This is a genomic window from Amycolatopsis orientalis DSM 43388, assembly GCF_000411975.1.
Lineage (GTDB): Bacteria > Actinomycetota > Actinomycetes > Mycobacteriales > Pseudonocardiaceae > Amycolatopsis > Amycolatopsis orientalis_D.
The window spans coordinates 23,169-50,007 of sequence record NZ_ASXG01000040.1; the positions used below are offsets into that span (position 1 = coordinate 23,169).

A 26,839-nucleotide genomic window follows, 5' to 3' on the forward strand; every position below is an offset into this window, starting at 1 on the left:
GAGGAATCATGACTCAGATGACACACGAACCGCAGCCGGCCGGCGGCTCCCTCGCGGCGCCGCGGCGCACCTGGATCGGCGACCACGACCCGACGGACCAGAACTGGCAGGAGGTCGGCGACGAGATCGAGGTGATCGCCCAGCGGGCCGGCCGGGCGTGGCAGCAGCCGGAAACCGACTGAACGAACCCCGGAAACGGCGACGGCGAGAAGGAGGACCGGGCAGGCAGGAGTGCCTGTACGTCTTCCGGCTTTCGCCGTCGTCGACTTGTGCGGGCTCCCGGCCGACGGGGCGCCATCGGCGTCGAACCGCCGCGGACCGGCCGGACGGAGTTGCCCGCCGAATGGCCTGGCTCGTCGGGTTATTCGGCGGGGAGGCCGATCGCGCACGTTCGCCGTCGCGGTGATGCGCACCTGGGACGACAGACGTCGCTGCCGCCACTGGGGCGGTGAAGAATGCGCTTGCCGCCGCCCGCGAACCAGCCTGCCTCAGTCCTTTGTGGACTCGACGCTGCCCTGCTCGGTTCTCCCCGGCCGGACGCGAGGACCCGCTCCCCCGCGTCCGGCCCGGACGCCGGTCAGGCCTTGGCGCTCTGCAGTTTCAGCGGATTCTTCGGCGCGTCCGGCCGCGCGTCGAGCATCCGCTGCCCGAGTTCCCGGAGCTGTTTGCGCCCCATCGCCGAGCGGACCTCCGGGAACCAGTCGTCCTCTTCTTCCTCGACGTGATGGCGGACGTTTTCGGTCAGCACGGTCACCTTCGCGTCGAAGGTTTCGTCCTCCGGATTCAGGTCGAGCAGCTCCGAAAGCATCCACACCACGACGTGGTGCTCCTCGACGCTTTCCAGGACGTGGTCTTTGGTTTCCGGCACCGCTTCCCTGGCCGCCGGGTAGAAGATCTCTTCCTCGATATAGGCGTGAACGGTCAGCTCTTCGATGATCGAGTCGACGATCCGGCGCTTTTTCCGGTAGGCCTTGTCGCCCGCCTTTTCGAACTCTTTGAACAGTTTCTCCACCGTCTTGTGGTCGTTCTTGAGCAGCACGATCGCATCGGTCGACATCGGCGTCCTCACAGTGCGGTCCGGGCGCGGGCAGCGCGGGATCGCCCCGCCCGCCGTTTCTCGCCCGGCGGATTACCCGTTTTCCGGGCGGGAAAACGTCGTTTGCCCGCGAAGCCGCGCGGGTACTCCGTCGCCCCGACCCCAGGAGAACAGCGGTGAACGACCAGAGCGGCGACGTGCTGACCTTCGGCATCGAGGAGGAGTTCTTCGTCGTCGACCGCGACGGACGGCCGGCCCCGGCAGCGGAGGTGGTCGAGCACGCCGCCGCGACCGGCGGCGACAACGGCGAATTGCAGCACGAACTCATCCAGTCGCAGGCCGAGATCGCCACCGATGTCTGCCGGACCCGGGACGAGGCGCTGGCGCGGCTGCGCGAATTGCGCGACGACCTGGCTCGGGCCGCCCGCCGCCGGAACCGCCGGCTGCTGCCCGCGGGCGCGCCGCCGGTGCCGGAAGAGGGCCTGCCGGACGTCACCCGGCATCCGCGCTACGAGCGGATCGGCGCGCATTTCGGCGCGACCGCGCGGACGTCGCTGACCTGCGGCTGCCACGTGCACGTGGCGATCCCGGACAAGGAGGCCGGCGTCCGGGTGCTCGGGCGGGTCCGGCCGTGGCTGCCCGCGCTGCTGACCGTGACCGCGAATTCCGCGATCGCCGACGGGTACGACACCGGTTACCGCAGCTGGCGCTACCAGCAATGGGCCCGGTGGCCCTCAGCCGGGCCGCCGCCGCGGTTCGCGTCGCTGGACGAGTACGAAAGCGTCGTCGACGCGTGGCTGCGTGCGGGCGCGATCCTGGACCGCGGGATGGTCTACTGGGACGTCCGGCTCTCGGAGAAGCAGCCGACGATCGAGTTCCGCGTCTCCGACGTCGCCGCGACACCGGAGGAAGCGGTGTTGCTGGGGGTGCTGGCGCGCGGGCTGGTCGCCACCGCGCTGGCCGACGACGGTCCCCCGCCGGATCTGTCGAACGAGGTGCTGCGAGCCCAGCTCTGGCGCGCGTCTCGGGACGGCATCAGCGGCTGTTGCCCGCATCCGCGCAGCGGCGATTTGGCGCCGGCCAAGGCGGTGCTCGCCGACCTGATCGAGCTGACCTCGGCCGCGCTGGACTCAGCCGGGGACCGGGAGTTCGCGCAGGAGGCGACGGCGCGGCTGTGCGCCGAGGGCAGCGGCGCGGACCGGCAACTGCGCCGCTTCGCCGAACGGCGGCGCGGCGAGGACGTCGTGGACCTGCTGGCGGGAAACCCCTGACGCGATCCGGCGTCCGGTCAGCGCCGGTGCGCCCAGGCCGCCGCCAGGCAGTAGCCGCCGAACGCCGCCAGACCGAGTGCCACCCCAGTCAGCAGCACCGCGCCGAACGGCTGGGCAGCGAGAGTCTTCAGGCTGGCGTCCAGGCCGCCCGCCTGCCTCGCGTCGAAGCGGAAACCGGCGTAGCCCAGCAGGAACGCCGTCACCGCGAACACGACCGCCTTCGCCAGGTATCCGGTGCTCCCCAGCTGCCCGACCCAGCGCCGGGACTTGCCGGGCAGCCCGCTGAAATCCAGGTCCTCGAGGAAAGTCTGCTTCCCTCCCTTGACCCCGGCCGCGACGGCGACGCCGAGCACCACCGCGGCGGCGACCACCACGAGCGCCGGGCCGGCGGGCAGCTGGAGCAGCTTCGCGGTGAACTCCTGCTGGGTCTGGTCGCTCGAACCGCCCCCTCCGGCGCCCGCCGCGAGCCGGAAGGCCGTGGCGCCCACCGCGAGCACGGCAATCCCTCGCGCGGCGGCGCCGAGCCGCTTGCGCGTGCGCTTCCCGCCGCTGGTCCACGTGTATCCGGTCGCGGCCATCAGGAACTGCCACAGTCCGAACGCGACCAGCCCGGCCGCGACCACCCACAGCAGGATCCGGCCGAACGCCGTCGACCCGACCTCCTGCAGGACGCCCTTCTGGTCCGGCTGCCCGCCGCCGCCCCACGCGACGCGCAGGGCGAGATACGCGAGGATCAGGTGCACGAGCGCGTAACAGGCCATTCCCGCCCGGCCGAGCAGCTGGGCGGTGTCGGTCTTCTCGCCTCGGGCGACCTTGTCGGCGATCCGGTTCATGCGGTGGGGATACCCGCTGTGGTCTCCGTTGCCACTGGGCCAGGCGGCGCAATCCGCCGCCCCAGTCTCGCCAGGCCCGGAACGTCCTTTGTGGACCCAACCGGGACCCGCCTGATCCTTCTCTCGCCGAAACCGGGCAGAACCACCTCGCGCAGACAGCGGGCCAACGGGGCGTCTGACGGGCAGGAACCCCGGGCACGACCGGTCCGTGTTCCCAGCGCCGGCTACTTGGCCTTGTTCTTCGCTTCCTTCGCCTTGCTCTTGAGCGAACCCACCGCAGTCTGCGTCGGCGAGTACGTCCCGCACAGGGCGGGTCCGGTTTGGCCCGGCGAACCCGGTTGAGTTTCACGGAGTCCGCGGGGGCAGCGGCGCGGTCGCGGGACCTTCGAGCACGCTCCCGTCGACGTCGAACCGCGAACCGTGGCACGGGCAGTCCCAGCTGCGTTCCGCGGCGTTGAACCGCACGAAACAACCGAGATGCGTACAGCGCAGGGACACCGCGTGCAAAGTGCCTTCGCGGTCTCGGTAAACGCCTTTGCGCCCGTGCCCGTCCGCCAGCACTTTCGCCTGGTCCACGGGGATGTCGTCGGTGCTTTTCGCGTCGAGCGGGGCGAGCCGGTCGCCCACGAAATCCTTCGCCACTTTCGCGTTCTGCTGCACCAGCTTCGAAGCGGACCGGAGCGAAAGCCGCTGCGGGGAAAAGAGATTCCGGTGCGGATTGGCGGATCCGGTGATCCCGTCCGCGACCACGGCCGCCGCCGCGGTGCCCATCGCCAGGCCCCATTTGCCGAATCCCGTCTCGACCCACAGTTTCCGGGCACCCGGGAAATACGGGCCGGCGAGCGGGATGCTGTCGTAGGCCTTCGGGTCCTGCGCGGACCAGCGGTGGGTGATCTCGTCGAGGTCGAAGTGGCGGGCGGCGAACTCGCCCAGCGCGGTGTACCGCGCGAAGTCGGCCGGGTCGCCCGCCGGATGGCCCTGCCCGCCGAGGATCAGCCGGTCCTCGTAGGAGGCGAAAGACCACAATGGACTCCCGGCGCTGATCGCCAGGTCCTGCGGCGGCTTGCCGGACTTCAAGGTGGCGGCCACGCAATACGACCGTTGCACCTCCAACCGGGGGAAGAACAACCCTCGATCGAGGATCGGGTAGTGCGTCGCGACGACCACGTTCTCGGCGTCGAGTGCGCCGTCGGCGGTCGTGACGCGATACGGCGGTGCCGCGCTCACCTCGCGCACCCGGCTGTTCTCGAAGACGCGCCCGCCCTCGGCCTCGACGGCGTCGGCGAGCCCGCGCACGTAGTCGGCCGGATGGAGCGCGAGCTGCCCGGGCAGGCGCACCGCGCCGTGCACCGGCACCGGCAGGTCGAGCGTGGCCGTCCACTCGACCGGCAGACCGGCCTGCTGCGCGGCTTCGTACTCGGCCCGCACGGTGTCCACCTCGTCGGCGTCCATCGCGAACGTCGCGGCGGGCAACCTGCGGAGCCCGCAGCTGATCGGTTCGGCCAGTTCCGCTACCAGTTCGACCCCGGCCAGCGCCGCCTCGGCGTATGCCGTCGCGGTGGCCGCGTCGTGTTCCCGGGCGAGTGTCGAGTACACAGTGGACTGCAGTGCGGTGACCTTGGCGGTGTTGTTGCCGCTGGCCCCTTCCGCGATGCGCCCGGATTCGAGGACCGCCACGTGCACGCCCCGGCGGGCGAGTAACAGCGCGGTGGTCAACCCGGCGATGCCCCCGCCGATCACGGCGACCTCGGCGCGTTCCCGGCCGCTCAGACAGGACCGGCTGGACGCCGCGGCGGTCGCGAGCCACAGGGACTGTTCTGCGGTGGTGGTCATCAGAGGCTCCTCCGGGCGCTCATGGGAACGACGCCGAGCGCGATCATCGCCGCGGCGAGGCCGAGGTGCAGCCAGTTTTCGGCGGGGCGGACCGGGACGAAGTCGGCCGAGCTGCCGTGGTCGGCGACCAGCTCGCAGACCGACCGGACCAGGCAGAGCACCCCGCCGCCGACCAGGGACACCGCCCCGGCAGCGGCGAGCTGGCACGGGGTACGCCGTACAACGGCGGTTGACATGACCGGAGCCCTCCCTGGTTCGCCCGCGCCGGGTCCGGCGCGCAGGTAACCGGGTAACCAGTGCGGCATCGGGCAAACGTCGGGCGAGCGACCGGGGCCGCTGGCCGCCGAACTCCGGCGCGCGGGACAGACCTGTGGTCCAGCGGCCAACCGGCGTCCGGAATCCGGTTTGAACCGGGCCGCCGCGGGCAACCGCGAGCATGCGGTTACGGCGGAGCGAGCTGTCCTCGCCAGGCATCAAGCGGCAGCGGCGGGGCCGCGGTTTCCGCTACCTCGCGCCGGACGGCTCCCCGGTGACCGATCCCGAGGTTCTGGAGCGCATCCGCGACCTCGTCATCCCGCCTGCGTGGCGCCGGGTGTGGATCTGCCCGCATCCCACCGGGCACATCCAGGCCGTCGGGACCGACGACGCGGGCCGCCGCCAGTACCTCTACCACCCCGAATGGCGCCGGGCGCGCGACGAGGAGAAACACGACCGGGTGCTCGCGCTGGCGGACGCGCTGCCGGACGTGCGCGCCGCCATCCGCGACGACCTGCGCCGCCCGCGCCTCGACCGGCTGCGGGTCTCGGCCGCCGCGCTGCGGATGATCGACCGGGGCGTCTTCCGCAGCGGCGGCGAGGAGTACGCCGAAACCAACGGCTCCCACGGGGCGACCACGCTGCTGCGCGAACACGTGAAAATCAGCGGCGACGAGCTGACCTTCTGCTACCCCGCCAAAAGCGGCCTGGTCCGGTCCCTGGGGCTGCGGGACAGCGAACTCGCCGCCGTCCTCAAGTCGCTCCGCCGCTGCCGCACCGGCACCTCGCGCCTGTTCGCCTACCGCACCAAGGACGGCTGGCACGAACTGCACGCCGCCGACGTCAACGAGCGGTTCAAGGAACTCGCCGGGGACGAGTTCACGGTGAAGGACCTGCGCACGTGGCACGCGACTGTGCTCGCCGCCGCCTCGCTCGCCGCCCAGGAGGCCCCGACTTCCCAGCGCGGCCTGGCCAGGGCCGAGAGCGCGGCGATGAAGGAGGTCGCGGAGGAACTGGGCAACACGCCCGCGGTCGCGCGCCGCTCGTATGTCGACCCGCGGGTACTGCGCGAGTTCGAGCGGCACCACACGGTGCACCGGGCGCTGCGCAAGGCGGACGCGGACGGGCTGACGGAGGAGGAGCTGCGGGAGCGGATCGAGAAAGCCGTGCTCCGCCTGCTGCGGCGGACCTCGCGCGGGTGAGCTCAGCGCTGTGCGGTGAGCTTTTGCCCCTTAAATAATACGCAGCACTAATGGTATGTTGCGCTCACGGCCACCCTCGGGCGGCCTGCCGACCACGTTCGCCCACCCGAAAGGACCCCGGCCATGACTCTCGCCGGAAAGACCGTCCTGATGTCCGGCGGCAGCCGCGGCATCGGCTTGGCCATCGCGACCCGCGCGGCGCGGGACGGGGCGAACGTCGTCCTGCTGGCCAAAACCGCCGAACCGCATCCGAAGCTGGAAGGCACCGTCTACACCGCGGCCAAGGAGATCGAGGCCGCGGGCGGGAAGGCGCTGCCGGTCGTCGGCGACGTGCGGTCGGAGGACGACGTGCTCTCCGCGACCGAAGCGGCGGTCTCCCAGTTCGGCGGCATCGACATCGTCGTGAACAACGCCAGCGCGCTCAACCTGTCGCGCACCGAAGAGCTCTCGATGAAGCGCTACGACCTCATGCAGGACATCAACACCCGCGGCACGTTCCTGCTGAGCAAGGCAGCGATCCCGCATCTGCGCAAGGCGGCGAGCCCGCACATCCTGACGTTGTCGCCGCCGCTGAACCTCTCCCCCGCGTGGATCGGCGCGCACCTGGGCTACACGCTCTCCAAGTACGGCATGAGCCTGTGCACGGTAGGCCTGGCGGAGGAACTCAAAGCGGACGGAATCGCCGCGAATTCACTGTGGCCGCGCACCCTCATCGACACCGCGGCAGTGCGCAACATCATCGGCGGGGCGAGCCAAGCGCGCACGCCGTCGATCATCGCCGATGCCGCGTACGCGATTCTCACCCGGCCGTCGCGCGAGTGCACCGGGAACCTCTTCATCGACGACGAGGTGCTCGCCGCCGAAGGCGTGACCGATCTGTCCGGTTATCAGCGCGGCGACGGCGAACTGGCGCTGGACATTTTCGTCGACCCGGCCTGATCCCGCATCCGGTCGAAGTCCCCGGGCAGGGTGTCGCCCTCGTTCATCTTGGCGAGCAGCTTGTGCAGGGGATCGCGGGAGCGCTGCGGAAGGTCGCTGAGCACGTGCCGGTCGAGGCCGGCCAGCAGCTCGTTCGCCTCGCGCAGCGTCTTCCGTCCCGCGTCGCTGAGGTCGACGACGTAACGCCGCCGGTCCTCGGGGTCGCGGGCCCGCGCGGCGAGGCCGAGGTTTTCCAGGTCGTCCAGGCTGCTGACCATGGTCGCCGGGTCGATCCGCAGGTACGCGCCAAGGGACAGCTGCGACATCGGCCCGTTGTCGGCGAGCGCCTGCAGGACGCTGTAGTGCCGCACCCGCAGGCCCAGCTCGTGCAGCCGGTCCTCGGCGAGCCGGAACACGACCTGGCCGAGCTTGACCAGGAGACAGCTCGTGTGCTCCCCGATCCCGCCCGGCACCAGCGGACCTGACATCGTTTCCCCTGCCCATCGTTGGCGGACCGTACGATCCCGATGATACGGCCCCGCGCGGCCGCCCCCGCAGCCGCGCGGACAGCCGCCACCTCCCACGCAACCCCAACGCGGGATCGCCGACTTGAAGGCGATCCCGCCCGCGACGACGGAGTCGGCGCCATCAAACACAGCGACGGGTTAACCTTGTTCGGACCGACAGCGCGAGAATCACGGAACCCAGGTGAACCAGACCGGAGCACAGCCGCCCGCCGGAACGCAGGCCATTCGCCGAGCACTCGGCATCCTGCGGCTCCTCATGGACGAGGACGGAGAGCTCACGCTGTCCGCGATCGCCCGCAAGCTGGACCTCACGCCGGGCACGACGCACCGGGTGGTGCGCGCGCTGAGCGTCGACGGGCTCCTCGCGCACAACCCTCGCACCGACAGCTACCACCTCGGCCCGGGCGCGATCCTGCTGGGCCAGGCGGCCCAACGCGTGCACGGGCTCCAGCTCGCGCTGCCGGTGATCCAGCGGATCAACGCGGACACCGGCGAATCGGTGAACCTCACCATCCGCGAAGGCGACGAATCGGTGGTGCTGCTGCGGGCGCAGTCGACGCTGCCGTTGCGGTTCGAGCAGCATCCCGGCGCGCGTTTCCCGTTGTACGCCACGGCTTCCGGCAAAGCGATGCTCGCCAATTCCCTCGACGCGGAGTCCTACCTCGCGGGCCTCCCCGAGCAATTGCCCGCGCTGACGCCGCACACCCTCGCCACCCGCGACGACCTCGCGCTCGAACTCGCCGAGACCCGCGATCGCGGGTACAGCATCGACAACGAGGAGAACGTCGCCGGAGTGCGCTGTGTCGGCGCCGGGGTGCTGGACGAGCGAGGGCTGGCCCGGGCGGCGGTGGTCATCCAGGTGCCGACCGTGCGGTTGCCCGAGGACCGGGTGCCCGAGCTGGGCGCGCTCGCGATCGAGGCGGCCAAGGAGATCGCACCGTTCCTGCCACCGGACCGGCTCACTCGCTACTGATTCACGGCTGGACGAGCGCGGCCTGGCCCCTGCTCACTCGCTGCTCACCCCCAATGCCCGCGCCGTCAGGGACGCCAGATGCGCGGGCCGGTGCTCCGACAGCTGCCGGATCTGGGTCCGGCAGCTGAACCCGTCCGCGTGCACCACGGTCCCCTCCGGGGCCGCGCGCAGTGCGGGCATCAGCTGGTGTTCCGCGACAGCGACGGAAACGTCGTAATGCCCTCGCTGGAAACCGAAGTTCCCGGCCAGGCCGCAGCAGCCCTCGCGCAGCACCTGCGAGTGTTCGGACAGCCGGTCGAGCAGCCGCGAGTCGGCGTCGTAGCCGAGCTCGGCGTGCTGGTGACAGTGCACCTGGGTGAGCACCGGCGCCGCGGACTTCTTCAACGCGGGAAGCTCGCTCTCCCCCACGTGTTCGGCGAAAGTTCGCACACTGCGCTTCAGCAGGCCTGCGCGCGGGTCGTCGGGCAGCAGCTCGGAGCCGTCTTCGCGCAGGGTCGCGGTGCAGCTCGGCTCCAGGCCGATCACCGGGATTCCTTGCTGCAGCCACGGATCGAGCGCGTCCAGCGAGCGGCGCAGGACCCGGCGCGCCGGAGCAAGCTGTCCGGTGCTGTGCCAGGTCAGTCCACAACAGACAGTGCGCTCCGGGATCACCACTTCGTGGCCCAGCGCTTCCAGCACGGCCACCGCATCGCGGCCGACCTGCGGATCGAAGAAGTTCGTGAAGGTGTCCGGCCACAGCACGACCTTCGACGCCGACCTCGCCCGCTCCCGACGGCGGAACCACGCAACGAACGTCGGCGAAGCGAGTTGCGGCAATGCGCGTTCGGCGGCGATCCCGCCGAGCCGGTTCAGGGCTGGGCGAAGGGGGCCGCGGGCCACGGCGTTGATCGCGCGCGCGAACGGCGCGCCTAGCCGGAGCCAGCGCGGCAGCGCGCCCATGGTGTAGTGCGCCATCGGCCGGATCCGGCGTTCGTAGTGGCGGCTGAGGAATTCCGTCCGGTAGGAGGCCATGTCCACGCCGACCGGGCAATCGGATTTGCAGGCCTTGCAGCCGAGGCAGAGGTCGAGCGCGTCGCGGACTTCGGGGGAACGCCAGCCGTCCTCGATGACCTCCCCGGCGAGCATTTCGAACAACAGGCGCGCCCGGCCGCGGGTCGAGTGTTCCTCCTTGCCGGTGGCGCGGTAGCTCGGGCACATCATCCCGCCGGACGCGGAGACGCATTTGCCGACACCCACGCAGCGGCGGGAGGCCGCGGCCAGGTCTCCGTCGTCGGCGTGCAGGGCGAGCCGGGCGCGGGTCGGCAGGACCGGCGGGGCGACCACGGTGCGCAAATCGGCGTCCAGCGGCGCGGGATCGACGACGCGGCCCGGGTTCATGCCGTTCGCGGGGTCGAAGGCGGCTTTGAAATCGGCGAAGGCCTGCATCAGCCGCGGCGAGAACATCAGCGGCAGCAGCTCGGCTCGGGCCTGGCCGTCCCCGTGTTCGCCGGACAGCGAACCGCCATGGGACACCACGAGTTCCGCTGCCTCGACCATGAATGCCCGATACGCTTCCTTCGCCTCCGGCGCGGCCATCGGGAAATCGATCCGCACGTGCAGGCAGCCGTCGCCGAAATGGCCGTAGACCACGCCTTTGCGGCCGTGCTTGTCCAGCAGCAGGTCGAATTCGCGCAGGTACGAGCCGAGCCGCTCGGGCGGGACCGCGGAGTCTTCCCAGCCCGACCACGCCTCCGAACCGTCGGCCAGCCGCGTCGCGAGACCCGCGCCTTCCTCGCGGATCCGCCAGAGTTTCCGTTGCGCGGCCGGGTCTGCCACCACCAGCGAAGACGCCCCCACCCGCGGGGCACGCGCGGCGACCTGCCGCGCGACGGCAAGGGCCTCCGCCGCGTCGGCGCCGCCGGTTTCCAGGTACAGCCACGCCGTTCCGTCCGGCAAGGTGCTGCGGTCGCCGGGTTTCCGGGCGTCGAGGGCGGCGACGAGACCGGCTTCGATGCCCTCCATGGTCAGCACCGGGAGGTCGAGCAGCGACGGAACCGCGTCCGCCGCGGCGACGCTGTTCTCGAAGCCCAGCACGGCGAGAGCGCGCGCCGCCGGGATCGGGGCCAGGTCGACGACCGCGCTCAGCATCGTCGCGCAGGTGCCCTCGGCGCCGACCAAGGCCTTGGCGACGTCGAAACCGTTCTCCGGCAACAGGTATTCGAGGTTGTACCCGGAAACCCGCCGCGGCAGTTTCGGGTAGCCGAGCCGGATGTCGGCCAGGTATTCGTCGCGCAGGTCCCGCAGGCGGCGGTACAGCTGTCCGACCCGATCCTGGCGCGCGCAGAGCTCCTCCAGCTCCGCCGGGGAGGTCGGGCCGACTTCGAGCCGGGTCCCGTCGAGGAGGGCGATCTCGAGCGCGCGGACGTTGTCGACCGTCTTGCCCCAAGCCACCGAATGCGAACCGCAGGCGTTGTTGCCGATCATGCCGCCGATCGTGCAGCGGCTGTGCGTCGACGGGTCCGGGCCGAAGGTGAGCCCGTGCCCGGCGGCCTGCTCGCGCAGCCGGTCGAGGACGAGGCCGGGTTCGACGCGCGCGGTGCGGGCCGCGGGATCGAGTTCCAGCACGCGGTTCAGATGCCGGGTGAAGTCCACGATGACCGCCCGGTTCGCGGCCTGTCCGCCGATGCTGGTCGCCGCGCCGCGCGGGAGGACCGGCGCGCCGTGGTCCGCGCACACCTCCAGCGCGGCCACCACGTCTTCCGCGCTGCGCGGCCGCACCACGAGCAGCGGGACGTGCCGGTAATTCGACGCGTCGGTCGAGTGGGTGGCAAGCGTGGCCGGGTCGCCGGCGACTTCGCCGGACACCGCCCGCGCGAGTGCCTCCTGCAGTGCCGAATGCGAACGGGTCCGGACCGGCATGGGCGTCTCCTGGGAAATCGGGGGTTCACAGCGCCGCGGTCGCCGGGCTACCGTGAAGGCTCGCCACATAGTGGATATAGCTTCCACATGTTGTCAACATCGACGTGAGGAGTGGTCTCCTTGTCCGACCTGCCCCGCAACGAAAGCGTCTTCACCTGGGCCGCGCCCCCGCTCAAATTCGGCGCCGGCGCGCTCGACGAGCTGGGCGCGGAGGTGGCCGCCCGGCAGGCCAAGTCGTGCCTGATCCTCACCGACCCCGGCGTCCGCGGCACCGGGATCCCGGACCGGGTGCTCGACTCGATCCGCGCGGCCGGAGTGAAAAGCGAGATCTTCGACGGCGTCGGGGTCGAACCGACCGACGCGAGCATCGACGAAGCGGTCGCCTACGCCCGTCAGGAGGAATGGGACTGCTTCGTCGCGATCGGCGGCGGTTCGGCGATCGACACCGCCAAGGCCGTCAATCTGCTGACCACGCACCCGGGCGAACTGCTCGACTTCGTGACCCCGCCGATCGGCGCGGGCAAGGCGCCGTGGCTGCCGCTGAAGCCGCTGATCGCCGTCCCGACCACCGCGGGCACCGGGTCCGAATCGACCACGATCTGCGTCGTCGACCTGCTCGGCCTGCACCTCAAGGCCGGGGTGAGCCACCCGTCGCTGCGGCCGTCGCTCGCGGTGGTCGACCCGCGCACCACGATCAGCCTGCCCTCGGCGGTGACCGCGGCCAGCGGCATGGATGTGCTCTCGCACGCGCTGGAGAGCTACACCAGCGTCGCGTTCGACGCGAAGCCCGCACCGGCAGACCCGATGAAGCGACCGGCCTTCTGCGGCTCCAACCCGATCAGCGACGTCTGGTGCGAGATGGCGTTGACGTTGGTGGGCAAGCATTTGCGCGCCGCTGTCCTCAATGGACGCGACCTGACCGCGCGCACCCAGATGGCGCTCGCGTCCACCTACGCCGGAACCGGGTTCGGCAACGCCGGCACCCACCTGCCGCACGCCAACGCCTACCCGATCGCCGGGGCGGTGAAGCAGTACCGCGCCGAGGGCTACCCGGAAATGCCGATGGTCCCGCACGGCCAAGCGGTGTCCGCGACCGCCGCCGAGGTCTTCCGCTGGACCTATCCCGCGGCGCCGGAACGGCATCTGCACGCCGCGCATCTGCTGTCCGGCGGGCAGACGTTCACCGCCACGGACGGCGCCGACGCCCTCCCGCACGTGCTCGCCGAACTGATGGCCGACATCCAGATGCCGAAGGGACTGCACGCGTTCGGTTACGGCGACGAGGACATCGACACCCTCGTCGACGGCACCCTCAAGCAGACCCGCCAGCTGGCCGTCGTGCCCCGTCCGGTCACCCGGACCGCGCTCGAAGACATCTTCCGCCGCTCGCTGTGACCACCGGGAGTTATCAATGGCGACAACTCCGGAGAAAAGCACCGACGTCCGCCTCGTAGTCGCGTCCAGCGTGTTCGGCACGACCGTCGAGTGGTACGACTTCTTCCTGTACGGCACCGCCGCGGGTCTCGTCTTCAACAAACTGTACTTCCCCGGCTCCGATCCCCTGGTCGGCACCGTGCTGGCGTTCGCGACCTTCGCGCTCGGCTTCCTTGCCCGCCCGATCGGCGGGTTCGTCTTCGGCCACCTCGGCGACCGGGTGGGCCGCAAGAAGATCCTCGTCGCGACCATGCTGATCATGGGCACCGCGACCTGCCTGATCGGGCTCCTGCCCGACTACCGGATGATCGGACCGGCCGCACCGATCATCCTCGTCGTCCTCCGGCTGGCCCAAGGCGTCGCGGTCGGCGGCGAATGGGGCGGCGCGGTGCTGATGGCCACCGAATACGCCCCGGCCGGGAAACGCGGTCTCTACGGCAGTTTCCCGCAGATCGGCCTGGCCATCGGGCTCACGCTGGGCACCGGCGTGCTGGCGCTGCTGAACGCGGTCACCAGCGACGAGGCGTTCCTGCGGTGGGGCTGGCGGATCGGCTTCCTGCTGTCGGCCGTGCTGGTGGTGGCGGGCCTGCTGATCCGGGTCAAGGTGATGGAAACGCCGGCCTTCCGCATCATGGCGGCGGAGGAGGGCACGGCCACCGTGCCCGCCGTCGAACTGGTCCGCGACCGGCTCTCCCGGCGGCACCTGCTGCTCGGCATGGGCAGCCGCTTCACCGAGGGCGTGGCGTTCAACGCGTGGGCGGTCTTCGTGATCTCCTACGGCAGCGGGACGCTGAAACTGGACCGGCAGCCGCTGCTGGTCGGCGTGATGATCGCGGCCGCGGTGATGGTCGTGTTCATCCCGGTGTTCGGCAAGGTGTCCGACCGGTTCGGGCGCCGCCGGACCTTCACGGCCGGAGCCGTGACGACGCTGGTGCTGGCGATCCCCGCACTGGCCGCGCTGCACGGCGGAAACCCGGTGCTGATCACGCTGTCGCTCGTCGCGGTGCTGGGCATCAGCTACCCGGTGATGTACGGCCCGCAGGCGGCGTTCTATGCCGAACTGTTCCCGATTTCGCGGCGCTGCACGGGGATTTCCGTCGTGTACCAGCTTTCCGGCGTCGTGGCCTCGGGACTCACCCCGCTGGTCCTCGCCTACCTCGCCGGACGGACCGGGACGACCGGCATCCTGGTCTACCTCGCGGCGACGACCGTGATCAGCGTCGCCTGCACCCTGGCGATCCGGCAGAGCGACCTGTTCGAAGACGACGCGCGGGCGACCGCCCCGGCCAAGGAGGTTCCCCGCTTCACCTGAGCGACCCCGAAGTCCGTGCGGGGAACTCTGATTTCCGCGGAGTTCCCTCGCACGGACGGTCAGCGATCGGCCCTGGCCGCTTCGGTGAGCTGCTCCCGCAACGTGGTCAGCGTGCGCGCCAGCAACCGCGAGACCTGCATCTGCGACAACCCGACCCGCTCCGCGATCTGGCTCTGCGTCATGTTCGAGAAGAACCGCAGGACGACAATCGCGCGCTCCCGTTCCGGCAGGCTGCGCAGAAGCGGCTTGAGCGTTTCGCGGTCCTCGAGTTTCTCGAGTTCGGGATCGTCGTCGCCGAGTGTGTCGGCCAGCGCGAGCGAGCCGGTGTCGTCGTGGGCCGGGAAGTCGATCGACGAGGCCTGGTAGGCGTTTCCGGCGTGCAGGGCTTCGGCGACCTCGTCGAGGTCCAGGTCGAGGTGGTCGGCGAGTTCGCGGGCGGTCGGCGCGCGGCCGAGGCGCTGGCCCAGTTCGGTGGCGGCTTGGCCGATCCGCAGGTGGAGTTCCTTGAGCCGGCGCGGGACCCGGACCGACCAGGTGTGGTCGCGGAAGTACCGGCGGACCTCGCCCATCACGGTCGGGACGGCGAACGCGACGAAATCCGTCCGCCGCGCCGGGTCGTAGCGGTCGACGGCGTTGATCAGGCCGATCCGCGCCACCTGCAGGAGGTCTTCGGACGGCTGGCCGCGCCGGGCGAAGCGGCGCGCGATGTGCTCGGCCAGCGGGAGGTGTTCCTCGATGAGACGGCGGCGCAGCCGGGAGCGCTCGCCGGTGTCTTCGGCGAGGCGGCTGATTTCCTCGAACAGCGCCGCGCAGTGCCGGTAGTCGTCGCGCCGGGTGCGGGTCATGGTCGCCGCGGTCATGCAGGTCCTCCTGACAGCCGAACGGAACGTGACTCGGGTAGTGCCCTGGTGCGCATCGCTTCGGCGACGCTAGTAATCCTTAGTGGACGGTGCCGGACGCCGCAAGGCGAGCGAACGCCGGAGCCGCGCGCTCGCCGGGAAGCCGGAGCGTCCTGGCCGGGTGGTACCCGTTCGAGGGCAAGATCAATCAGCCGCCCACCCGGACGGGGGCTCAAGCCGGCGCGGGCGGGCGCGGCAGAGTGGCGAGTTCGGCGGAACTGCCGACGGAACGCCAAGTTGGCAAACCCGATGCGGTGATCGTCGGCACGCTATGCGGTGACCGACCGGTCAGCTGCGCGGGACGCCGCCGCCAGCGCAGGGAGCAGTACCCGCGCAACCTAGGCCAGCCCGTAGCGCGCGAGCACGTGCGCGGCGCTCGTCGGGACGGTGGACTTCCAAGGGAAGGACCCCGCCGGGGTAGAAAGACCGCACCGCGGGCCCAAGTCCGCCACAAGACTTTCGTTGCCGCGGGGACGCCGGTGACGCCAGAACACCGCCGGCGTTTCTGCTGTCCACTGTGGACGCCAGTGCTCAGGCCTTCAGCCAGGCCGGGCGAACGCCCTTGCGCACCGTGCGCCATTCGTCGGCGAACCGGTCCCGCAGCATCTTCGCCGCGGCTTCGTCCCGGCCGTAAAGAAGGCCGAAAGTGAAGGTGTTCTGGTTCTCGCCGAAACCGTCGATCGCGAGGTGCCGCAACGCCGCGCGGTCGACCACGCTGTCCTGATGCTTGCCGAGCGTCTGCTGCACTGCCTTGACGTTCTTGCGCCAGGCACGCAGCTTCTTGCCGAACACCGGCCGGACGGCGTCCGCGGCATAGCGAGCGCGCTTCGCCTTCTTCCGGACGTTGTGCAGCGCCTTCTCCAGCTCGGCGCCGCTGAGCCCTTCCGTCGCCGCGGCAGCGCGATAGAGCTTGCGCGCGGTCTTGCGCAGCGGCTTCCGCAATGCCTTCTTGCCGGCCGGGCGCATCGTGTCGAGCAGCGCGTCGATCGACTGCAGCAACGTGAGGTATCGGTTGCTGGACAACGCTTCCGTCGCCCGCACGAGTTCCGTTTGCGAGGTGCGCGCGAAGTCGCGGGTGAGGTATTGCCGCAATGGCCCGAAAACCAGCTCCGAAGGGACCTCGTCGAGACAGGTTTCGAGGCGCGCCTGGCTGACTTCGGCGTCGCGCGCGGGCGCGAGTTCGCCGCCCAGCCATTTCAGCTCCGCCGCGACGGCTTTGGCCTTCTTCTTGCCCGCCAAGGAACCGAACGTCTGCAGCGCGCTCCGCAGCTTGCGCGCCGCGACCCGCAGCTGGTGCACCGAATCGTCCGCCCCGGCCCGGAACCCCAGATCGGCGCGACGCAACCGCTCGAATTGCTCGCTCAGATACGCCCGCAGGACCTCGTCCGGACCGGATGCCCGCCCGGTCTCGGCTCCGAGCAACCGCTGCAGTTTCGACGGCCACCGCGCGTCCTCGGCCCCGCGCTTGCGCAAGGTGCGATCAAGGCGGTCGAGAAGCTCCGGCGCGGAGTCCGCGGCCAGCTCGACGTCCAGCTCCCGCCAGCGGTCCAGCCGAAGTGCTTGTCCCCCCAGGAATTCGCCGGTGACGTGGTCGTCGGCCAGCGTCGCCAGGGTGGTGCCGGAAGCGTCGGTGAGGCGGTGGGTGAACCGGTCGGTCCGCAGCTGCGCAACCGGCCGGACCTTGCGGCCGAGTGTGTAGGCGCGAACCAGCGCGGTGATCGAGGCGGGCGGCTTCGGGTCGTCGTCGTGCGCGAACTGCGGCTCTCGTCCGGGGACGGTCAAGCACCACCCCGAATCGCTGCTTCTTCGCAGGGTGATCCCGGCTCCGCACAGCCGGAAATCCTTGGTGTCGTAATAAACCGTCTCCACGGTGTGTTCGGCGGGAGCTTCCTGGCCGATCCCCTTGCCCGCCAGCTGCGGCACCCGGGCGGTCAGACTCAGCTCGTACTTGCGCCCGGATTCTGCGCTTTTCATTTTTCCAGCTCCTTCAGTCGTCTTCGGCCGCGCCAGCGACTCCCTCGGCGATCGCGGGCACCAGGCCCTCGTCGAAGACGCTGGGCACGATGTGCTCCCGGTCGAGGTCGTCGCCGACCGTGGCGGCCAGCGCGTGCGACGCCGCGAGCAGCATCCGGGCGGTCACCCTCGCGGCCCCGGAGTCGAGCAGGCCGCGGAACATCCCCGGAAACACGAGGACGTTGTTGATCTGGTTGGGCAGGTCGCTGCGGCCGGTCGCGACGATCTCCGCGTGCTCGCGCGCGGCGTCCGGATCGACCTCCGGATCCGGATTGGCCAGCGCGAACACGATCGCCCGGTCGGCCATCCGGGCGAGGTCGTCGCCCTTGAGCAGGCCGCCGACGCTCACGCCGATGAAGACGTCCGCGTCCCGCAGGGCGTCCTGAAGACTTCCCCGGACCGCGTCGCCGCGGTTGGTGTTCTCCGCGAGCCATTGCTTCTCGCCGGTCAGATCGCGTTCGCCGTGCAAGGCGCCGTGGCTGTCGCAGACCACGATCCGGTCGGCGCGGAAGTTGGCCTTCAGCAGCAGCCGCGCGATCGCGGAACCCGCCGCGCCCGCTCCGGAGAGCACCACCGAGGTGTCCTCCGGCGTGCGGCCGGTCAGCTTGAGCGCGTTGTGCAGGGCGGCGAGCACGGCGATCGCGGTCCCGTGCTGGTCGTCGTGGAAGACCGGGATGTCCAGTTCGTCGTGCAGCTGGCGCTCGACGGTGAAGCACCGGGGCGCGGCGATGTCCTCCAGGTTGATCGCGCCGAAGGACGTCGCGAGATCCTTGGCGGTGCGCACCAGGTCCTCCGGTTCGCGGCTGACCGGGCAGATCGGCCAGGCGTCGACGTCGGCGAACCGCTTCAGCAGCGCCGCTTTGCCCTCCATCACCGGCAGCGCGGCAGCCGGGCCCTGGTCGCCGAGCCCGAGCAGCGCCGAACCGTCGGACACGATCGCGACGGAGTTGCTGCGCACGGTCTCCCGTGCCAGCACCGCCGGGTCCTCGGCGACGCGTTTGGCCAGCTCGGCGACGCCGGGCGTGTAGTGCTCGGCGAGGTCGCCGGCGTCGTCGAGCCGCACTCGGGTGGTGACCTGGATCTTTCCGCGACTGCTCATGGCAGCCGGATACCCGGCCGCGCGGCCGCGGAATCGTGCTCAGTCCAGCACGAGCGCGGCGTCCGGTTCGGTCGCCCGGAAGCTGAAGCTCTCCTCCAGGTACAGCGTGAGCGTTTCGGCGTCGTGGTGCCGGTAGCCGACCGAGAGGTCCTGGCCGAGTTCGAGCACGAAGTCCCCGCCGGACAGGCTCAGCACGACCGCGCCGGCCAGCCCCGGCGTCCGCTTGACCCGGCCGCCGCCGAGAGCGCGGCGGAGGTGGTCGAGCACGAGAAGGCCGCCGTGTTCGGTGCTCTCCACGATCGAGGTGTAGCCCTCGGGATTGATCGCGAGCGCGTACGGGCCCTCGATTCCGTTGCACCGCAACGTGTTCACCGCGTTGGCCACGACGTGCGGGTAACGCTCCGGGTCGGTGCCGAGCGTCCCGTGGTCGTACGGGCTCGCCTCGACGATCCCGGTGATCCCGGCGTCCGGCCAGCCGTGGAACACCGTCCGGTTCTCCAGGAGGCCCACCTGCGCGGCGGCCTGGTCCAGGTCGTCGAACTCCAGGTCGTCGGCGCCGCGTTCGGCGTCCTCGAGTTCCCCGCGCGCGACGGTGAACGGCACGCGCACCTCCACCAGCGGGAGCACCCGGCGCTGCTGGGCGAGGGTCTCGCGCTCGCGCGCGGCCTCCGGCGGGTCGATGCGCCGGGTCCGGCCGAGCGGCGTGGCCGAGTGCTGCCAGCCGTGCGGGCCTTCGACGTCGACCATCTTGCGGGCCGCCAGGTGCGTCGCCAGCCGCTCTCGCGCCTCGTCGTCGATCCGCTTCCAGCCTTCGGCCGGGATCGGCGCGAGGTCGCGCATCAGGTGGTTCATCGTGCTCCCTCTCGTTCAGTCCTTCAGGCTGCCGATGCCCAGCGAACCGTCGTCGGACGGGGTCTTGCCGGCCTTGCGCTCCTGCTCCGCGACGTAGCGCGCCGGGTCGACGTCCCCGGTGTCGATGCCCTTGGCCCCCTCGTGCTCGGCCTTGAACGCGAGGAACTTCCGCCCGAGTTCCTCGCGCAGGCCGGCGTCGGCGTGCTTGCGGAAGTCGGCGAGCGCGTCGTCCTCCTCCTCGGCCATGTGCTCGCTGTTGGCGGTGCGGGCCTTCCGGACCGCCGCGTGCCAGGCCGCGCTGCCCGGCGGGTGCCTGCGGCTTTCGGCGACCGCGTCGCGGATGTCGTTGTGGTCGCCGACCGCGTCGAGCGTCTCGTCCTCGGCGTCGGCGCCGCGCTGGATCAGCTCGGGGTAGAAGACCGCCTCCTCGGCCGCCGCGTGCAGGTCCAGCAGGTCGGCGAGCGGTTCCCACGCCCGCGCCAGCTCGTCCGGGCGGGCGAGGTCGTCCAGTGCCGCGAACGCCCGCCGGAACCGCTCGTGGTCGTCGAGGATCAGGCTGGTGATGTCGGTCATGGCCCCCGACGTTAGCTCTCCCGGCGGCGGCGCGCTCGCCGTGTTTGCCCAGGGCCCGTTGCGGGTAACGAGATCCGATGGTCGCGCGTCAGGAACCGGGAGCCGAACCGCCGGACACCACGAGCCTCGGCAAGCTCCGCCGAGCCGCCCGCGAGTGCCGCGGCTGCGGTCTGTATCGCGACGCCACGGAGACGGTTTTCGGCGCGGGAGCCGAGCGCGCGGACATCTTCGCCCTCGGCGAACAGCCCGGCGACCAGGAAGACCGGCGCGGCGAACCGTTCGTCGGCCCGGCCGGCAAGCTGCTCGACCGAGCCCTGGAAGACGCGGGTCTCGACCGCGCTTCCCTCTACGTGACCAATGCGGTGAAGCACTTCAAGTTCAAGCTCCGCGGCAAACGCCGGATCCACGAAAAGCCGGCGCGGTCCGAGGTGGTGGCGTGCCGTCCGTGGCTGGTGGCCGAACTGCGGGCCGTGCAGCCGCGGCTCGTGCTGCTGCTGGGCGCGACGGCGGCGCAATCGGTGTACGGCAGCGGTTTCCGGCTCACCCGGCATCGCGGCGAACCGCTCGACCCGCCGGAGGAGTTCGCCGGCCTGTTCGCCTCCGCGGTCGCCACCGTGCATCCGTCGGCGGTGCTGCGCGCGCCCGACCGGGACACCGCGTACGACGAGTTCGTCGCCGACCTGCGCGGACTCTGACGTTTGCCCGCACCGGCACGGGGAATCCGGCCGCCATGAAGGCAGTGACCTGGCACGGCAAGCGGGACGTGCGAGTCGACGACGTCCCGGATCCGAAGATCGAGGAACCGACCGACGCCGTCGTGCGGGTGACCTCCACCGGCATCTGCGGCTCGGACCTGCACCTGTACGAGGTCCTCGGCCCGTTCATGACCGAGGGCGACGTCCTCGGCCACGAGCCGATGGGGATCGTCGAGGAAGTCGGCAGCGCCGTGAGTTCGCTGAAACCCGGCGACCGCGTGGTGGTGCCGTTCAACATTTCCTGCGGCCGTTGCTGGATGTGCGAACGCGGGCTGCAGTCGCAGTGCGAAGTCACCCAGGTCAAGGACCAGGAGAAGGGCGCGGCGCTGTTCGGCTACACGAAGCTCTACGGGCAGGTGCCCGGCGGGCAGGCCGAGTACCTGCGGGTTCCGCAGGCGCAGTACGGGCCGATCAAGGTGCCCGACGGCCCGCCGGACGAACGGTTCGTCTACCTCTCCGACGTGGTCCCGACCGCGTGGCAGGCGGTCGCGTACGCGGACGTTCCCGACGGCGGCTCCGTCGTGGTCTTCGGGCTGGGCCCGATCGGCCAGATGGCCGCCCGGGTCGCGCTGCACCAGGGCGCGGGCGAGGTGATCGGCGTCGATCTCGTGCCGGAACGGCTGGCGCGGGCCCGCGCGCACGGCGCGACCACGCTGGACCTGCGCGACCACCGGCGGATCGGCGACGCGATCCGCGACCTCACCGGCGGCCGCGGCGCGGACTCGGTGATCGACGCGGTCGGCATGGAAGCACACGGCGCGCCGATCGGGAAACTCGCGCACAACCTGGTCGCGCTGCTGCCGCAGACTCTCGGCGCGAAGGTGACCGAGAAGGCCGGGATCGACCGGCTGAGCGTGCTGTACGCGGCGATCGACAGCGTCCGGCGCGGCGGCACGATCTCGCTGTCCGGGGTGTACGGCGGGATGGCCGACCCGATCCCGATGATGGAACTGTTCGACAAGCAGATCCGGCTGCACACCGGGCAGACGAACGTGCGCCGGTGGATCGACGACGTCCTGCCGCTGCTCACCGCGGACGGGGATCCGCTGGGCGTCGAAGGCTTCGCGACGCACAAGCTTCCGCTGGCGGAGGCGCCGCGGGCGTACGAGATGTTCCAGAAGAAGCTCGACGGGGCGCAGAAGGTCCTGCTGGAACCGGCGGCGTAACGGGGTGCGTCCGGGCTTACCGGCCCGGACGCTCCTCCGCGCGCCGCGCCAGCCGTTCCCGCTGCGGGACCACGACGTACTTCGGGTCCTTTGCGGACTCCACGCCGGCCGCGTAAACCCCGAAACGGGTGCACAGCCCGGATGCCAGGTAGGCCGCCCCCGCGGCAACGCCCGCCGCGCGATTTTTCCGGGCGGCCAACGACAACGCCGCGCCAGCCGCGGTGAGCACCTTGGCGGCCTTCAACAACCGCCCGGCCCGGCCGGTCCGGTACGGCTCCGAAGCCAGCCCCAGCCCAGTCTCCAGGTGCTGCTCGGCAGCCAGTTCCGCCGCGGCCCCGGCAAGACCGGCCCGCACCGCGGGACCGTTTTCCTTGCGCGGCACCGCGATCAGCGCGACCCCCGCGCCACTGGTCAGCGCACTGCCCGCGAACAACACCGGCAGGGTCCCGTGCGCCTCGTGCCAGGACGGCGTGGCCGTATCGGCCAGCAGCACCGCGGTGTACGTGCACATCGCCGGTCCCAGGACGCCCGCTCCCGCGCCGGCCAACCGGCCCAGCCGCGGGAAACGCCCGGTCAGCGTCGAAAAGGCCGCCCCGGCCGCGAGACCGGAGAACGGCGACAGGATCCACGACCCCACCGACAACGGCGAAGTCGGCTTGAGCACGCGCAGCATGTTCAGGAACCGCGTCGGCTTGCCGAGGTCGTGGATCAACGCGACCACGCTGGCGATCGACCCGCCCGACGCCGCCAGCCGACCGGCCTTGGCCAGTTCCGGCCGCCCGGTCGCGTCGGCGAGCGCGGCCAGCGACGCCGACGCGCCGGCCGCGCCGCCGAGGAAGAGATACAGCGGGACGTCCGGCTGCTTCCAGGCCGGTTCCTTGAGGATCGGCCTGCCGTAATAGGACCGGAATTCGGCGGGCTCGACCATCGCCCGTTCGCGGCGGGGGCTCATCGGCGCCGCCCCAGGAACGACACGACCAGCGCCGCGGCCACCCCGGCGGCGGTCGTCGCGGCCCGCTTCCACATCCGCGGCAGGTCGCGGGTCGTCACGACCGGGTCCGGCGGGAAGCCGTAGACCTCGGGTTCGTCCAGCAGCAGGAAAAACGCGCCGTCCCCGCCTACCCCGTCGCCGGGATCGTGCCCGTAGAGCCGCGCCTCCGGCACGCCCTCGCCGTGCAGCGCCGACACTCGCGCGGCGGCCCGTTCGCGGAGTTCGTCCAGCTCGCCGAACTGGATGGAGTCGGTCGGACAAGCCTTGGCGCACGCGGGTTCCATCCCCGCGCCGAGCCGGTCGTAGCACAGCGTGCACTTGAACGCGCGGCCGTCGCTCTCGCGCTTTTCGATGACGCCGTACGGACACGCGGGAACGCAATAGCCGCAGCCGTTGCAGATGTCCTGCTGCACCACCACGGTGTCGAATTCGGTGCGGAACAACGCACCGGTCGGGCAGACGTCGAGGCAGGCCGCGTGCGTGCAGTGCTTGCAGACGTCGCTGGACATCAGCCACCGCACGCCCGGCTCTTCCGGCTGCTGGTCCGGTGCCCCGACCGTCGGCATCCCCAGGTCGACCGCGGGTTTCTCCTGTTCGATGAACGCCACGTGCCGCCAGGTGTTCGAGCCGAGGGCGCCGGTGTTGTCGTAGGACAGCCCGAGCAGGTCCGGCGCGCTCTCGGCCTCCGGGACGCCGTTCCACTCCTTGCACGCGACCTCGCACGCCTTGCACCCGATGCACACCGACGTGTCGGTGAAAAAGCCCATCCGGGGCTGGGCGCCGTACTCAGCCATTGGCTCGCCTCCGGTACTCCGCCACGAATTCCAGCAGCGCCGGCCCGCGCGGCCGCCGTCCGGGACGGATGTCGCAGGTGGCCGCCTTGGCCTCCTGGATGTGCACGTTCGGGTCCAGCACCATCGACAGCAGGTCGTTGGCCGCGTCGCCGCGGGACAGGCCGTTCGGGCCCCAGTGGTAGGGCAGCCCGACCTGGTGGACGGTGCGGCCGCGCACCGCGAGCGGTTTGATCCGGTCGGTGACCAGCACGCGGGCCTCGATCGCCGTCCGCGACGACACGATGGTCGCCCAGCCGAGGTGGTCGAGGCCGCGTTCGGCCGCCAGCGCGGGCGAGACCTCGCAGAAGAACTCCGGCTGCAGCTCCGACAGGTACGGCAGCGTCCGGCTCATCCCGCCCGCCGTGTGGTGCTCGGTGAGCCGGTAGGTGGTGAACACGTACGGGAAAACCTCGCTGCGCGCCGGGTTGTACTGGTTCACCGGGCTGTCCAGGGTCTGGCGCACCGGCGAGGCCTGCTGGCCGTACAAGGCGTTGCCGACCGGGCTTTCGAACGGCTCGTAGTGCGTGGGCAGCGGGCCGTCGGCCAGCCCGGCCGGGACGTACAGCCAGGCTTTGCCGTCCGTCTGCATGATGAACGGATCGCGGCCGCTGAGCGCGTCCTGTGCCTTCGCCCCGTCCGGCGGGACATAGCCGGGCGGCTTCGTCGGCTCGAAGTCCGGGACGTCCGGGCCGGTCCACTTGGCTTCCTCGGCGTCCCAGTAGACCAGCTTCTTGCGTTCGCTCCACGGTTTCCCGTCCGGATCCGCCGACGCGCGGTTGTACAGGATCCGCCGGTTCGCCGGCCACGCCCAGGCCCAGCCCTGCGCGATCCAGTCCTGCTCCGAGCCGGGCTGCCGGTTCGCGGCGTGGTTGTGGCCGTCGGCGCGGACGCCGCAGTAGATCCAGCAGCCGCACGACGTCGAGCCGTCGTCCTTCAGCTGGGTGTAGGACGAGAGCGGGCCGTCCGGGCCGTGGCCGTTGATCTCCGCGAGCACGGACTCCGCGCTCGGATCGTCGGTCGGCCCCTCGGTCGGATAGCTCCACGCCAGGTCGCGCAGCGGGGCGTCGCGTTCGTCGGCGCCGACGCGCTCCCGGATCAGCCTCCCCAGGTGGTAGTAGAACCAGAGATCGCTGCGGGCGTCGCCGGGCGGTTCGACCGCCTTGTGGTGCCATTGCAGCAGCCGCTGGGTGTTGGTGAAGCTGCCGTCCTTTTCGGTGTGCGCGGCGGCGGGCAGGAAGAAGACCTCGGTGCCGATCTCCTCGGGCCTGAGCTCGCCGGTCTCGATCTCCGGGCCGTTCTTCCAGAACGTCGCGCTCTCGATCAACTGCAGGTCGCGCACCACCAGCCAGTCGAGATTGGCCAGCCCGAGCCGCTGGAACTTCCCGTTGGCCGACCCGACCGCCGGGTTCTCGCCGACCAGGAAGTACCCCTTGCACTCCCCCGCGATCTGCTTCTGCACCGTCGCGTAGGTCCCGTGGTCGCCGGTGAGCCGCGGCAGGTAGTCGAACCGGAAGTCGTTGTGCGGCTGGGCGGCCTCGCCCCAGTACGCCTTGAGCAGGCTCACCGTGTACGAGCGCATGTTGCCCCAGAAGCCGGTCTTGCCCGCGTCGGATTCGACGAAGCCGTCGAGGTCCAGATGCTGGTGCGCGTGCGGCATCGGGATGTAGCCGGGCAGCAGGTTGAACAGCGTCGGGATGTCGGTGGAGCCCTGGATGCTGGCGTGCCCGCGCAGCGCCAGGATGCCGCCGCCCGGACGGCCGATGTTGCCCAGCAGCGTCTGCAGGATCGAGGCCGTGCGGATGTACTGCGCGCCGACCGTGTGGTGCGTCCAGCCGACCGAGTACACCCAGGCCGTGGTGCGGTCCCGGCCGGAGTTCGCGGTGATCGCCTCGGCGATTTCGGTGAACTGCTCGACCGGCAGGCCGCAGACGTCCGCGACCGCCTCGGGCGTGTAGCGGGAGAAATGCCGTTTGAGGACTTGGTAGACGCAGCGCGGATGCCGCAGCGTCTCGTCCCGCTTGGGCTTCGCGCCGATCGCCGCGCCGCCGCTGCCGTAGGACTCGGCGCGCGCGGAGCTCTGGTGCTTCTCGCCGCCGTGGTGCCCGCCGGGTTGCCCCGGGTCGCGGGCGCCCGCCGCCGGGGTCGCCTCAGCGTCCTCGTACGCCCAGGTCGAGTTGTCGTACTGGCGCTTTTCCGGATCGAATCCGGAGAACAGGCCGTCGAGATCCTCGGTGTCGGCGAACTCCTCGGTCAGGATCGCCGCCGCGTTCGTGTAGGCCACGACGTACTCGCGGAAGTCCAGCTCGTGCTGCAGGACGTAGTTGATCAGCCCGCCGAGGAACGCGATGTCCGAACCCGCCCGCACCGAAGCGTGGACGTGCGCGACCGCGCTCGTGCGGGTGAACCGCGGGTCGACGTGGATGATCTTCGCGCCGCGGGCCTTCGCCTCCATCACCCACTGGAACCCGACCGGATGGCATTCGGCCATGTTCGAGCCCTGGATGACGACGCAGTCGGCGTTGGCGAGGTCCTGCTGGAACGTCGTGGCACCCCCACGACCGAAGGAGGTCCCCAGACCGGGAACCGTGGCGGAGTGTCAAATACGGGCCTGATTTTCGATCTGTATCGCGCCGAGCGCGGTGTACAGCTTCTTCATCAGGTAGTTCTCTTCGTTGTCCAGGGTCGCGCCGCCCAGGCTCGCGATGCCGAGCGTGCGGTTGAGCTTGCGGCCCTGGTCGTCGGCGTCCTGCCACGTTTCGGCGCGCGTCTTCAGCACCCGGTCGGCGATCATGTCCATCGCCTGGTCGAGCGACAGCCGTTCCCAGTCGGCGCCGTAGGGCCGGCGGTAGAGGACCTCGGTGACGCGGCTCGGGCTGGTCACGAGCTGCTTGCTGGCGGATCCCTTCGGGCACAGCCTGCCCCGCGAGATCGGCGAATCCGGGTCGCCCTCGATCTGGGTGACCGCGCCGTCCTTGACGTACACCTTCTGCCCGCAGCCGACCGCGCAATACGGGCAGATCGAACGGACTACCCGGTCGGCGTCTTCGGTGCGGGCGTGCCATTGTTCCGAACCGCGGGATTTGGCCGCCGCGCCGCGCGCGGTGCGGTCGGGACCGGCCAGCTGCCGGTACACCGGCCAGCCTTCGATCCACTGCCGCATGCCCATG

23 protein-coding genes are annotated in these 26,839 nt (G+C 70.8%); 9 read left to right on the forward strand and 14 right to left on the reverse strand.

Annotated features, from left to right (window positions below; translation table 11 throughout):
* Positions 1-8 precede the first annotated feature (8 nt).
* Complete coding sequence (locus tag L942_RS44160) at positions 9-182, forward strand: hypothetical protein (RefSeq protein WP_158684435.1); 174 nt, start codon at positions 9-11, stop codon at positions 180-182.
* Positions 183-577: 395 nt separating this feature from the next.
* Here L942_RS44160 and L942_RS07165 read toward each other — a convergent pair whose 3' ends face one another.
* Entirely contained in the window at positions 578-1,057 is a 480-nt protein-coding gene (locus L942_RS07165) for a hemerythrin domain-containing protein (RefSeq protein WP_037356598.1), read from the reverse strand.
* A gap of 155 nt (positions 1,058-1,212) precedes the next feature.
* Here L942_RS07165 and L942_RS07170 point away from each other — a divergent pair, with 155 nt between their 5' ends.
* The gene (locus tag L942_RS07170; RefSeq protein ID WP_037356601.1) at positions 1,213-2,307 is read left to right on the forward strand and encodes a carboxylate-amine ligase; all 1,095 of its coding nucleotides are present in this window, start codon (positions 1,213-1,215) and stop codon (positions 2,305-2,307) included.
* 17 nt (positions 2,308-2,324) lie between these two features.
* Here the strand turns inward: L942_RS07170 and L942_RS07175 are convergent, their stop codons facing one another.
* From L942_RS07175 to L942_RS07185, 3 genes are all read right to left on the reverse strand, one after another.
* Positions 2,325-3,140 carry a DUF1206 domain-containing protein gene (locus L942_RS07175; protein WP_037356604.1) on the reverse strand — a complete coding sequence of 272 codons (816 nt, stop codon included), beginning with the start codon at positions 3,138-3,140 and terminating at the stop codon, positions 2,325-2,327.
* A gap of 345 nt (positions 3,141-3,485) precedes the next feature.
* A complete protein-coding gene (locus L942_RS07180) occupies positions 3,486-4,973 on the reverse strand; it encodes an FAD-dependent oxidoreductase (protein ID WP_037356607.1) in 1,488 nt (495 codons plus the stop codon).
* The gene (locus L942_RS07185; RefSeq protein WP_081654967.1) at positions 4,973-5,209 is read right to left on the reverse strand and encodes a DUF4383 domain-containing protein; all 237 of its coding nucleotides are present in this window, start codon (positions 5,207-5,209) and stop codon (positions 4,973-4,975) included. The genes L942_RS07180 and L942_RS07185 overlap by 1 nt, the downstream gene beginning before the upstream one ends.
* A 200-nt stretch (positions 5,210-5,409) precedes the next feature.
* Between L942_RS07185 and L942_RS07190 the strand changes: the two genes are divergently transcribed.
* Both L942_RS07190 and L942_RS07195 read left to right on the forward strand, forming a co-directional pair.
* Positions 5,410-6,429, forward strand: a complete 1,020-nt coding sequence (locus L942_RS07190; RefSeq protein WP_037356610.1) for a DNA topoisomerase IB — start codon at positions 5,410-5,412, stop codon at positions 6,427-6,429.
* Positions 6,430-6,552: 123 nt separating this feature from the next.
* The gene (locus L942_RS07195) at positions 6,553-7,368 is read left to right on the forward strand and encodes an SDR family oxidoreductase (protein WP_037356613.1); all 816 of its coding nucleotides are present in this window, start codon (positions 6,553-6,555) and stop codon (positions 7,366-7,368) included.
* Here the strand turns inward: L942_RS07195 and L942_RS07200 are convergent.
* The gene (locus L942_RS07200) at positions 7,317-7,835 is read right to left on the reverse strand and encodes a MarR family winged helix-turn-helix transcriptional regulator (protein ID WP_051165775.1); all 519 of its coding nucleotides are present in this window, start codon (positions 7,833-7,835) and stop codon (positions 7,317-7,319) included. The genes L942_RS07195 and L942_RS07200 overlap by 52 nt on opposite strands.
* A 220-nt stretch (positions 7,836-8,055) precedes the next feature.
* Between L942_RS07200 and L942_RS07205 the strand changes: the two genes are divergently transcribed.
* Positions 8,056-8,847: an IclR family transcriptional regulator gene (locus tag L942_RS07205; RefSeq protein WP_051165776.1), complete on the forward strand. Its 792-nt coding sequence runs from the start codon at positions 8,056-8,058 to the stop codon at positions 8,845-8,847.
* Between the two features lie 33 nt (positions 8,848-8,880).
* Here L942_RS07205 and L942_RS07210 read toward each other — a convergent pair whose 3' ends face one another.
* Positions 8,881-11,745: an FAD-binding and (Fe-S)-binding domain-containing protein gene (locus tag L942_RS07210; RefSeq protein ID WP_037356616.1), complete on the reverse strand. Its 2,865-nt coding sequence runs from the start codon at positions 11,743-11,745 to the stop codon at positions 8,881-8,883.
* A gap of 120 nt (positions 11,746-11,865) precedes the next feature.
* On the opposite strand from L942_RS07210, the gene L942_RS07215 reads away from it, so the two are divergent.
* Positions 11,866-13,140 (forward strand): hydroxyacid-oxoacid transhydrogenase, encoded by a 1,275-nt coding sequence (locus L942_RS07215; protein ID WP_037356619.1) that lies wholly within the window; start codon positions 11,866-11,868, stop codon positions 13,138-13,140.
* A gap of 16 nt (positions 13,141-13,156) precedes the next feature.
* Complete coding sequence (locus L942_RS07220; RefSeq protein WP_037356622.1) at positions 13,157-14,491, forward strand: MFS transporter; 1,335 nt, start codon at positions 13,157-13,159, stop codon at positions 14,489-14,491.
* 59 nt (positions 14,492-14,550) lie between these two features.
* On the opposite strand, the gene L942_RS07225 is transcribed toward L942_RS07220, so the two are convergent.
* The 5 genes from L942_RS07225 to L942_RS07245 all read right to left on the reverse strand — a co-directional run bounded on the left by L942_RS07225 (position 14,551) and on the right by L942_RS07245 (position 19,927).
* Complete coding sequence (locus L942_RS07225; protein WP_037356627.1) at positions 14,551-15,351, reverse strand: SigB/SigF/SigG family RNA polymerase sigma factor; 801 nt, start codon at positions 15,349-15,351, stop codon at positions 14,551-14,553.
* 570 nt (positions 15,352-15,921) lie between these two features.
* Entirely contained in the window at positions 15,922-17,364 is a 1,443-nt protein-coding gene (locus tag L942_RS07230) for a CYTH and CHAD domain-containing protein (protein ID WP_037356630.1), read from the reverse strand.
* Positions 17,365-17,377: 13 nt separating this feature from the next.
* On the reverse strand, positions 17,378-18,502 hold the full coding sequence (locus tag L942_RS07235) for an NAD(P)-dependent malic enzyme (RefSeq protein ID WP_037356633.1): 1,125 nt from the start codon (positions 18,500-18,502) through the stop codon (positions 17,378-17,380).
* 39 nt (positions 18,503-18,541) lie between these two features.
* Complete coding sequence (locus L942_RS07240) at positions 18,542-19,354, reverse strand: family 1 encapsulin nanocompartment shell protein (protein ID WP_037356636.1); 813 nt, start codon at positions 19,352-19,354, stop codon at positions 18,542-18,544.
* A 15-nt stretch (positions 19,355-19,369) separates the two neighbouring features.
* Positions 19,370-19,927 (reverse strand): hemerythrin domain-containing protein, encoded by a 558-nt coding sequence (locus L942_RS07245; protein ID WP_037356638.1) that lies wholly within the window; start codon positions 19,925-19,927, stop codon positions 19,370-19,372.
* Between the two features lie 77 nt (positions 19,928-20,004).
* Here L942_RS07245 and L942_RS07250 point away from each other — a divergent pair, with 77 nt between their 5' ends.
* Positions 20,005-20,622 (forward strand): UdgX family uracil-DNA binding protein, encoded by a 618-nt coding sequence (locus tag L942_RS07250; RefSeq protein ID WP_037356641.1) that lies wholly within the window; start codon positions 20,005-20,007, stop codon positions 20,620-20,622.
* 35 nt (positions 20,623-20,657) lie between these two features.
* The gene (locus L942_RS07255; RefSeq protein WP_037356644.1) at positions 20,658-21,848 is read left to right on the forward strand and encodes a zinc-dependent alcohol dehydrogenase; all 1,191 of its coding nucleotides are present in this window, start codon (positions 20,658-20,660) and stop codon (positions 21,846-21,848) included.
* A 16-nt stretch (positions 21,849-21,864) separates the two neighbouring features.
* On the opposite strand, the gene nrfD is transcribed toward L942_RS07255, so the two are convergent.
* The 3 genes from nrfD to fdh are packed head-to-tail and all read right to left on the reverse strand — an operon-like array spanning position 21,865 to position 26,838.
* The gene (nrfD, locus tag L942_RS07260) at positions 21,865-22,800 is read right to left on the reverse strand and encodes an NrfD/PsrC family molybdoenzyme membrane anchor subunit (RefSeq protein WP_081654968.1); all 936 of its coding nucleotides are present in this window, start codon (positions 22,798-22,800) and stop codon (positions 21,865-21,867) included.
* On the reverse strand, positions 22,797-23,633 hold the full coding sequence (locus L942_RS07265) for a 4Fe-4S dicluster domain-containing protein (protein WP_037356649.1): 837 nt from the start codon (positions 23,631-23,633) through the stop codon (positions 22,797-22,799). Before L942_RS07265 ends, nrfD begins: the two co-directional genes overlap by 4 nt.
* Positions 23,626-26,838, reverse strand: coding sequence for a formate dehydrogenase (gene fdh / locus L942_RS07270; RefSeq protein ID WP_162472736.1), 3,213 nt, complete (start codon positions 26,836-26,838; stop codon positions 23,626-23,628). Before fdh ends, L942_RS07265 begins: the two co-directional genes overlap by 8 nt.
* Position 26,839 lies beyond the last annotated feature (1 nt).

Coding starts and splice junctions, on each gene's coding strand:
- L942_RS44160 (WP_158684435.1), top strand. CDS start 9: ATGACTCAGATGACACACGAACCGCAGCCGGCCGGCGGCTCCCTCGCG.
- L942_RS07165 (WP_037356598.1), bottom strand. CDS start 1,057: ATGTCGACCGATGCGATCGTGCTGCTCAAGAACGACCACAAGACGGTG.
- L942_RS07175 (WP_037356604.1), bottom strand. CDS start 3,140: ATGAACCGGATCGCCGACAAGGTCGCCCGAGGCGAGAAGACCGACACC.
- L942_RS07180 (WP_037356607.1), bottom strand. CDS start 4,973: ATGACCACCACCGCAGAACAGTCCCTGTGGCTCGCGACCGCCGCGGCG.
- L942_RS07185 (WP_081654967.1), bottom strand. CDS start 5,209: ATGTCAACCGCCGTTGTACGGCGTACCCCGTGCCAGCTCGCCGCTGCC.
- L942_RS07190 (WP_037356610.1), top strand. CDS start 5,410: ATGCGGTTACGGCGGAGCGAGCTGTCCTCGCCAGGCATCAAGCGGCAG.
- L942_RS07195 (WP_037356613.1), top strand. CDS start 6,553: ATGACTCTCGCCGGAAAGACCGTCCTGATGTCCGGCGGCAGCCGCGGC.
- L942_RS07200 (WP_051165775.1), bottom strand. CDS start 7,835: ATGTCAGGTCCGCTGGTGCCGGGCGGGATCGGGGAGCACACGAGCTGT.
- L942_RS07210 (WP_037356616.1), bottom strand. CDS start 11,745: ATGCCGGTCCGGACCCGTTCGCATTCGGCACTGCAGGAGGCACTCGCG.
- L942_RS07220 (WP_037356622.1), top strand. CDS start 13,157: ATGGCGACAACTCCGGAGAAAAGCACCGACGTCCGCCTCGTAGTCGCG.
- L942_RS07225 (WP_037356627.1), bottom strand. CDS start 15,351: ATGACCGCGGCGACCATGACCCGCACCCGGCGCGACGACTACCGGCAC.
- L942_RS07230 (WP_037356630.1), bottom strand. CDS start 17,364: ATGAAAAGCGCAGAATCCGGGCGCAAGTACGAGCTGAGTCTGACCGCC.
- L942_RS07235 (WP_037356633.1), bottom strand. CDS start 18,502: ATGAGCAGTCGCGGAAAGATCCAGGTCACCACCCGAGTGCGGCTCGAC.
- L942_RS07240 (WP_037356636.1), bottom strand. CDS start 19,354: ATGAACCACCTGATGCGCGACCTCGCGCCGATCCCGGCCGAAGGCTGG.
- L942_RS07245 (WP_037356638.1), bottom strand. CDS start 19,927: ATGACCGACATCACCAGCCTGATCCTCGACGACCACGAGCGGTTCCGG.
- L942_RS07250 (WP_037356641.1), top strand. CDS start 20,005: ATGGTCGCGCGTCAGGAACCGGGAGCCGAACCGCCGGACACCACGAGC.
- L942_RS07255 (WP_037356644.1), top strand. CDS start 20,658: ATGAAGGCAGTGACCTGGCACGGCAAGCGGGACGTGCGAGTCGACGAC.
- nrfD (WP_081654968.1), bottom strand. CDS start 22,800: ATGAGCCCCCGCCGCGAACGGGCGATGGTCGAGCCCGCCGAATTCCGG.
- L942_RS07265 (WP_037356649.1), bottom strand. CDS start 23,633: ATGGCTGAGTACGGCGCCCAGCCCCGGATGGGCTTTTTCACCGACACG.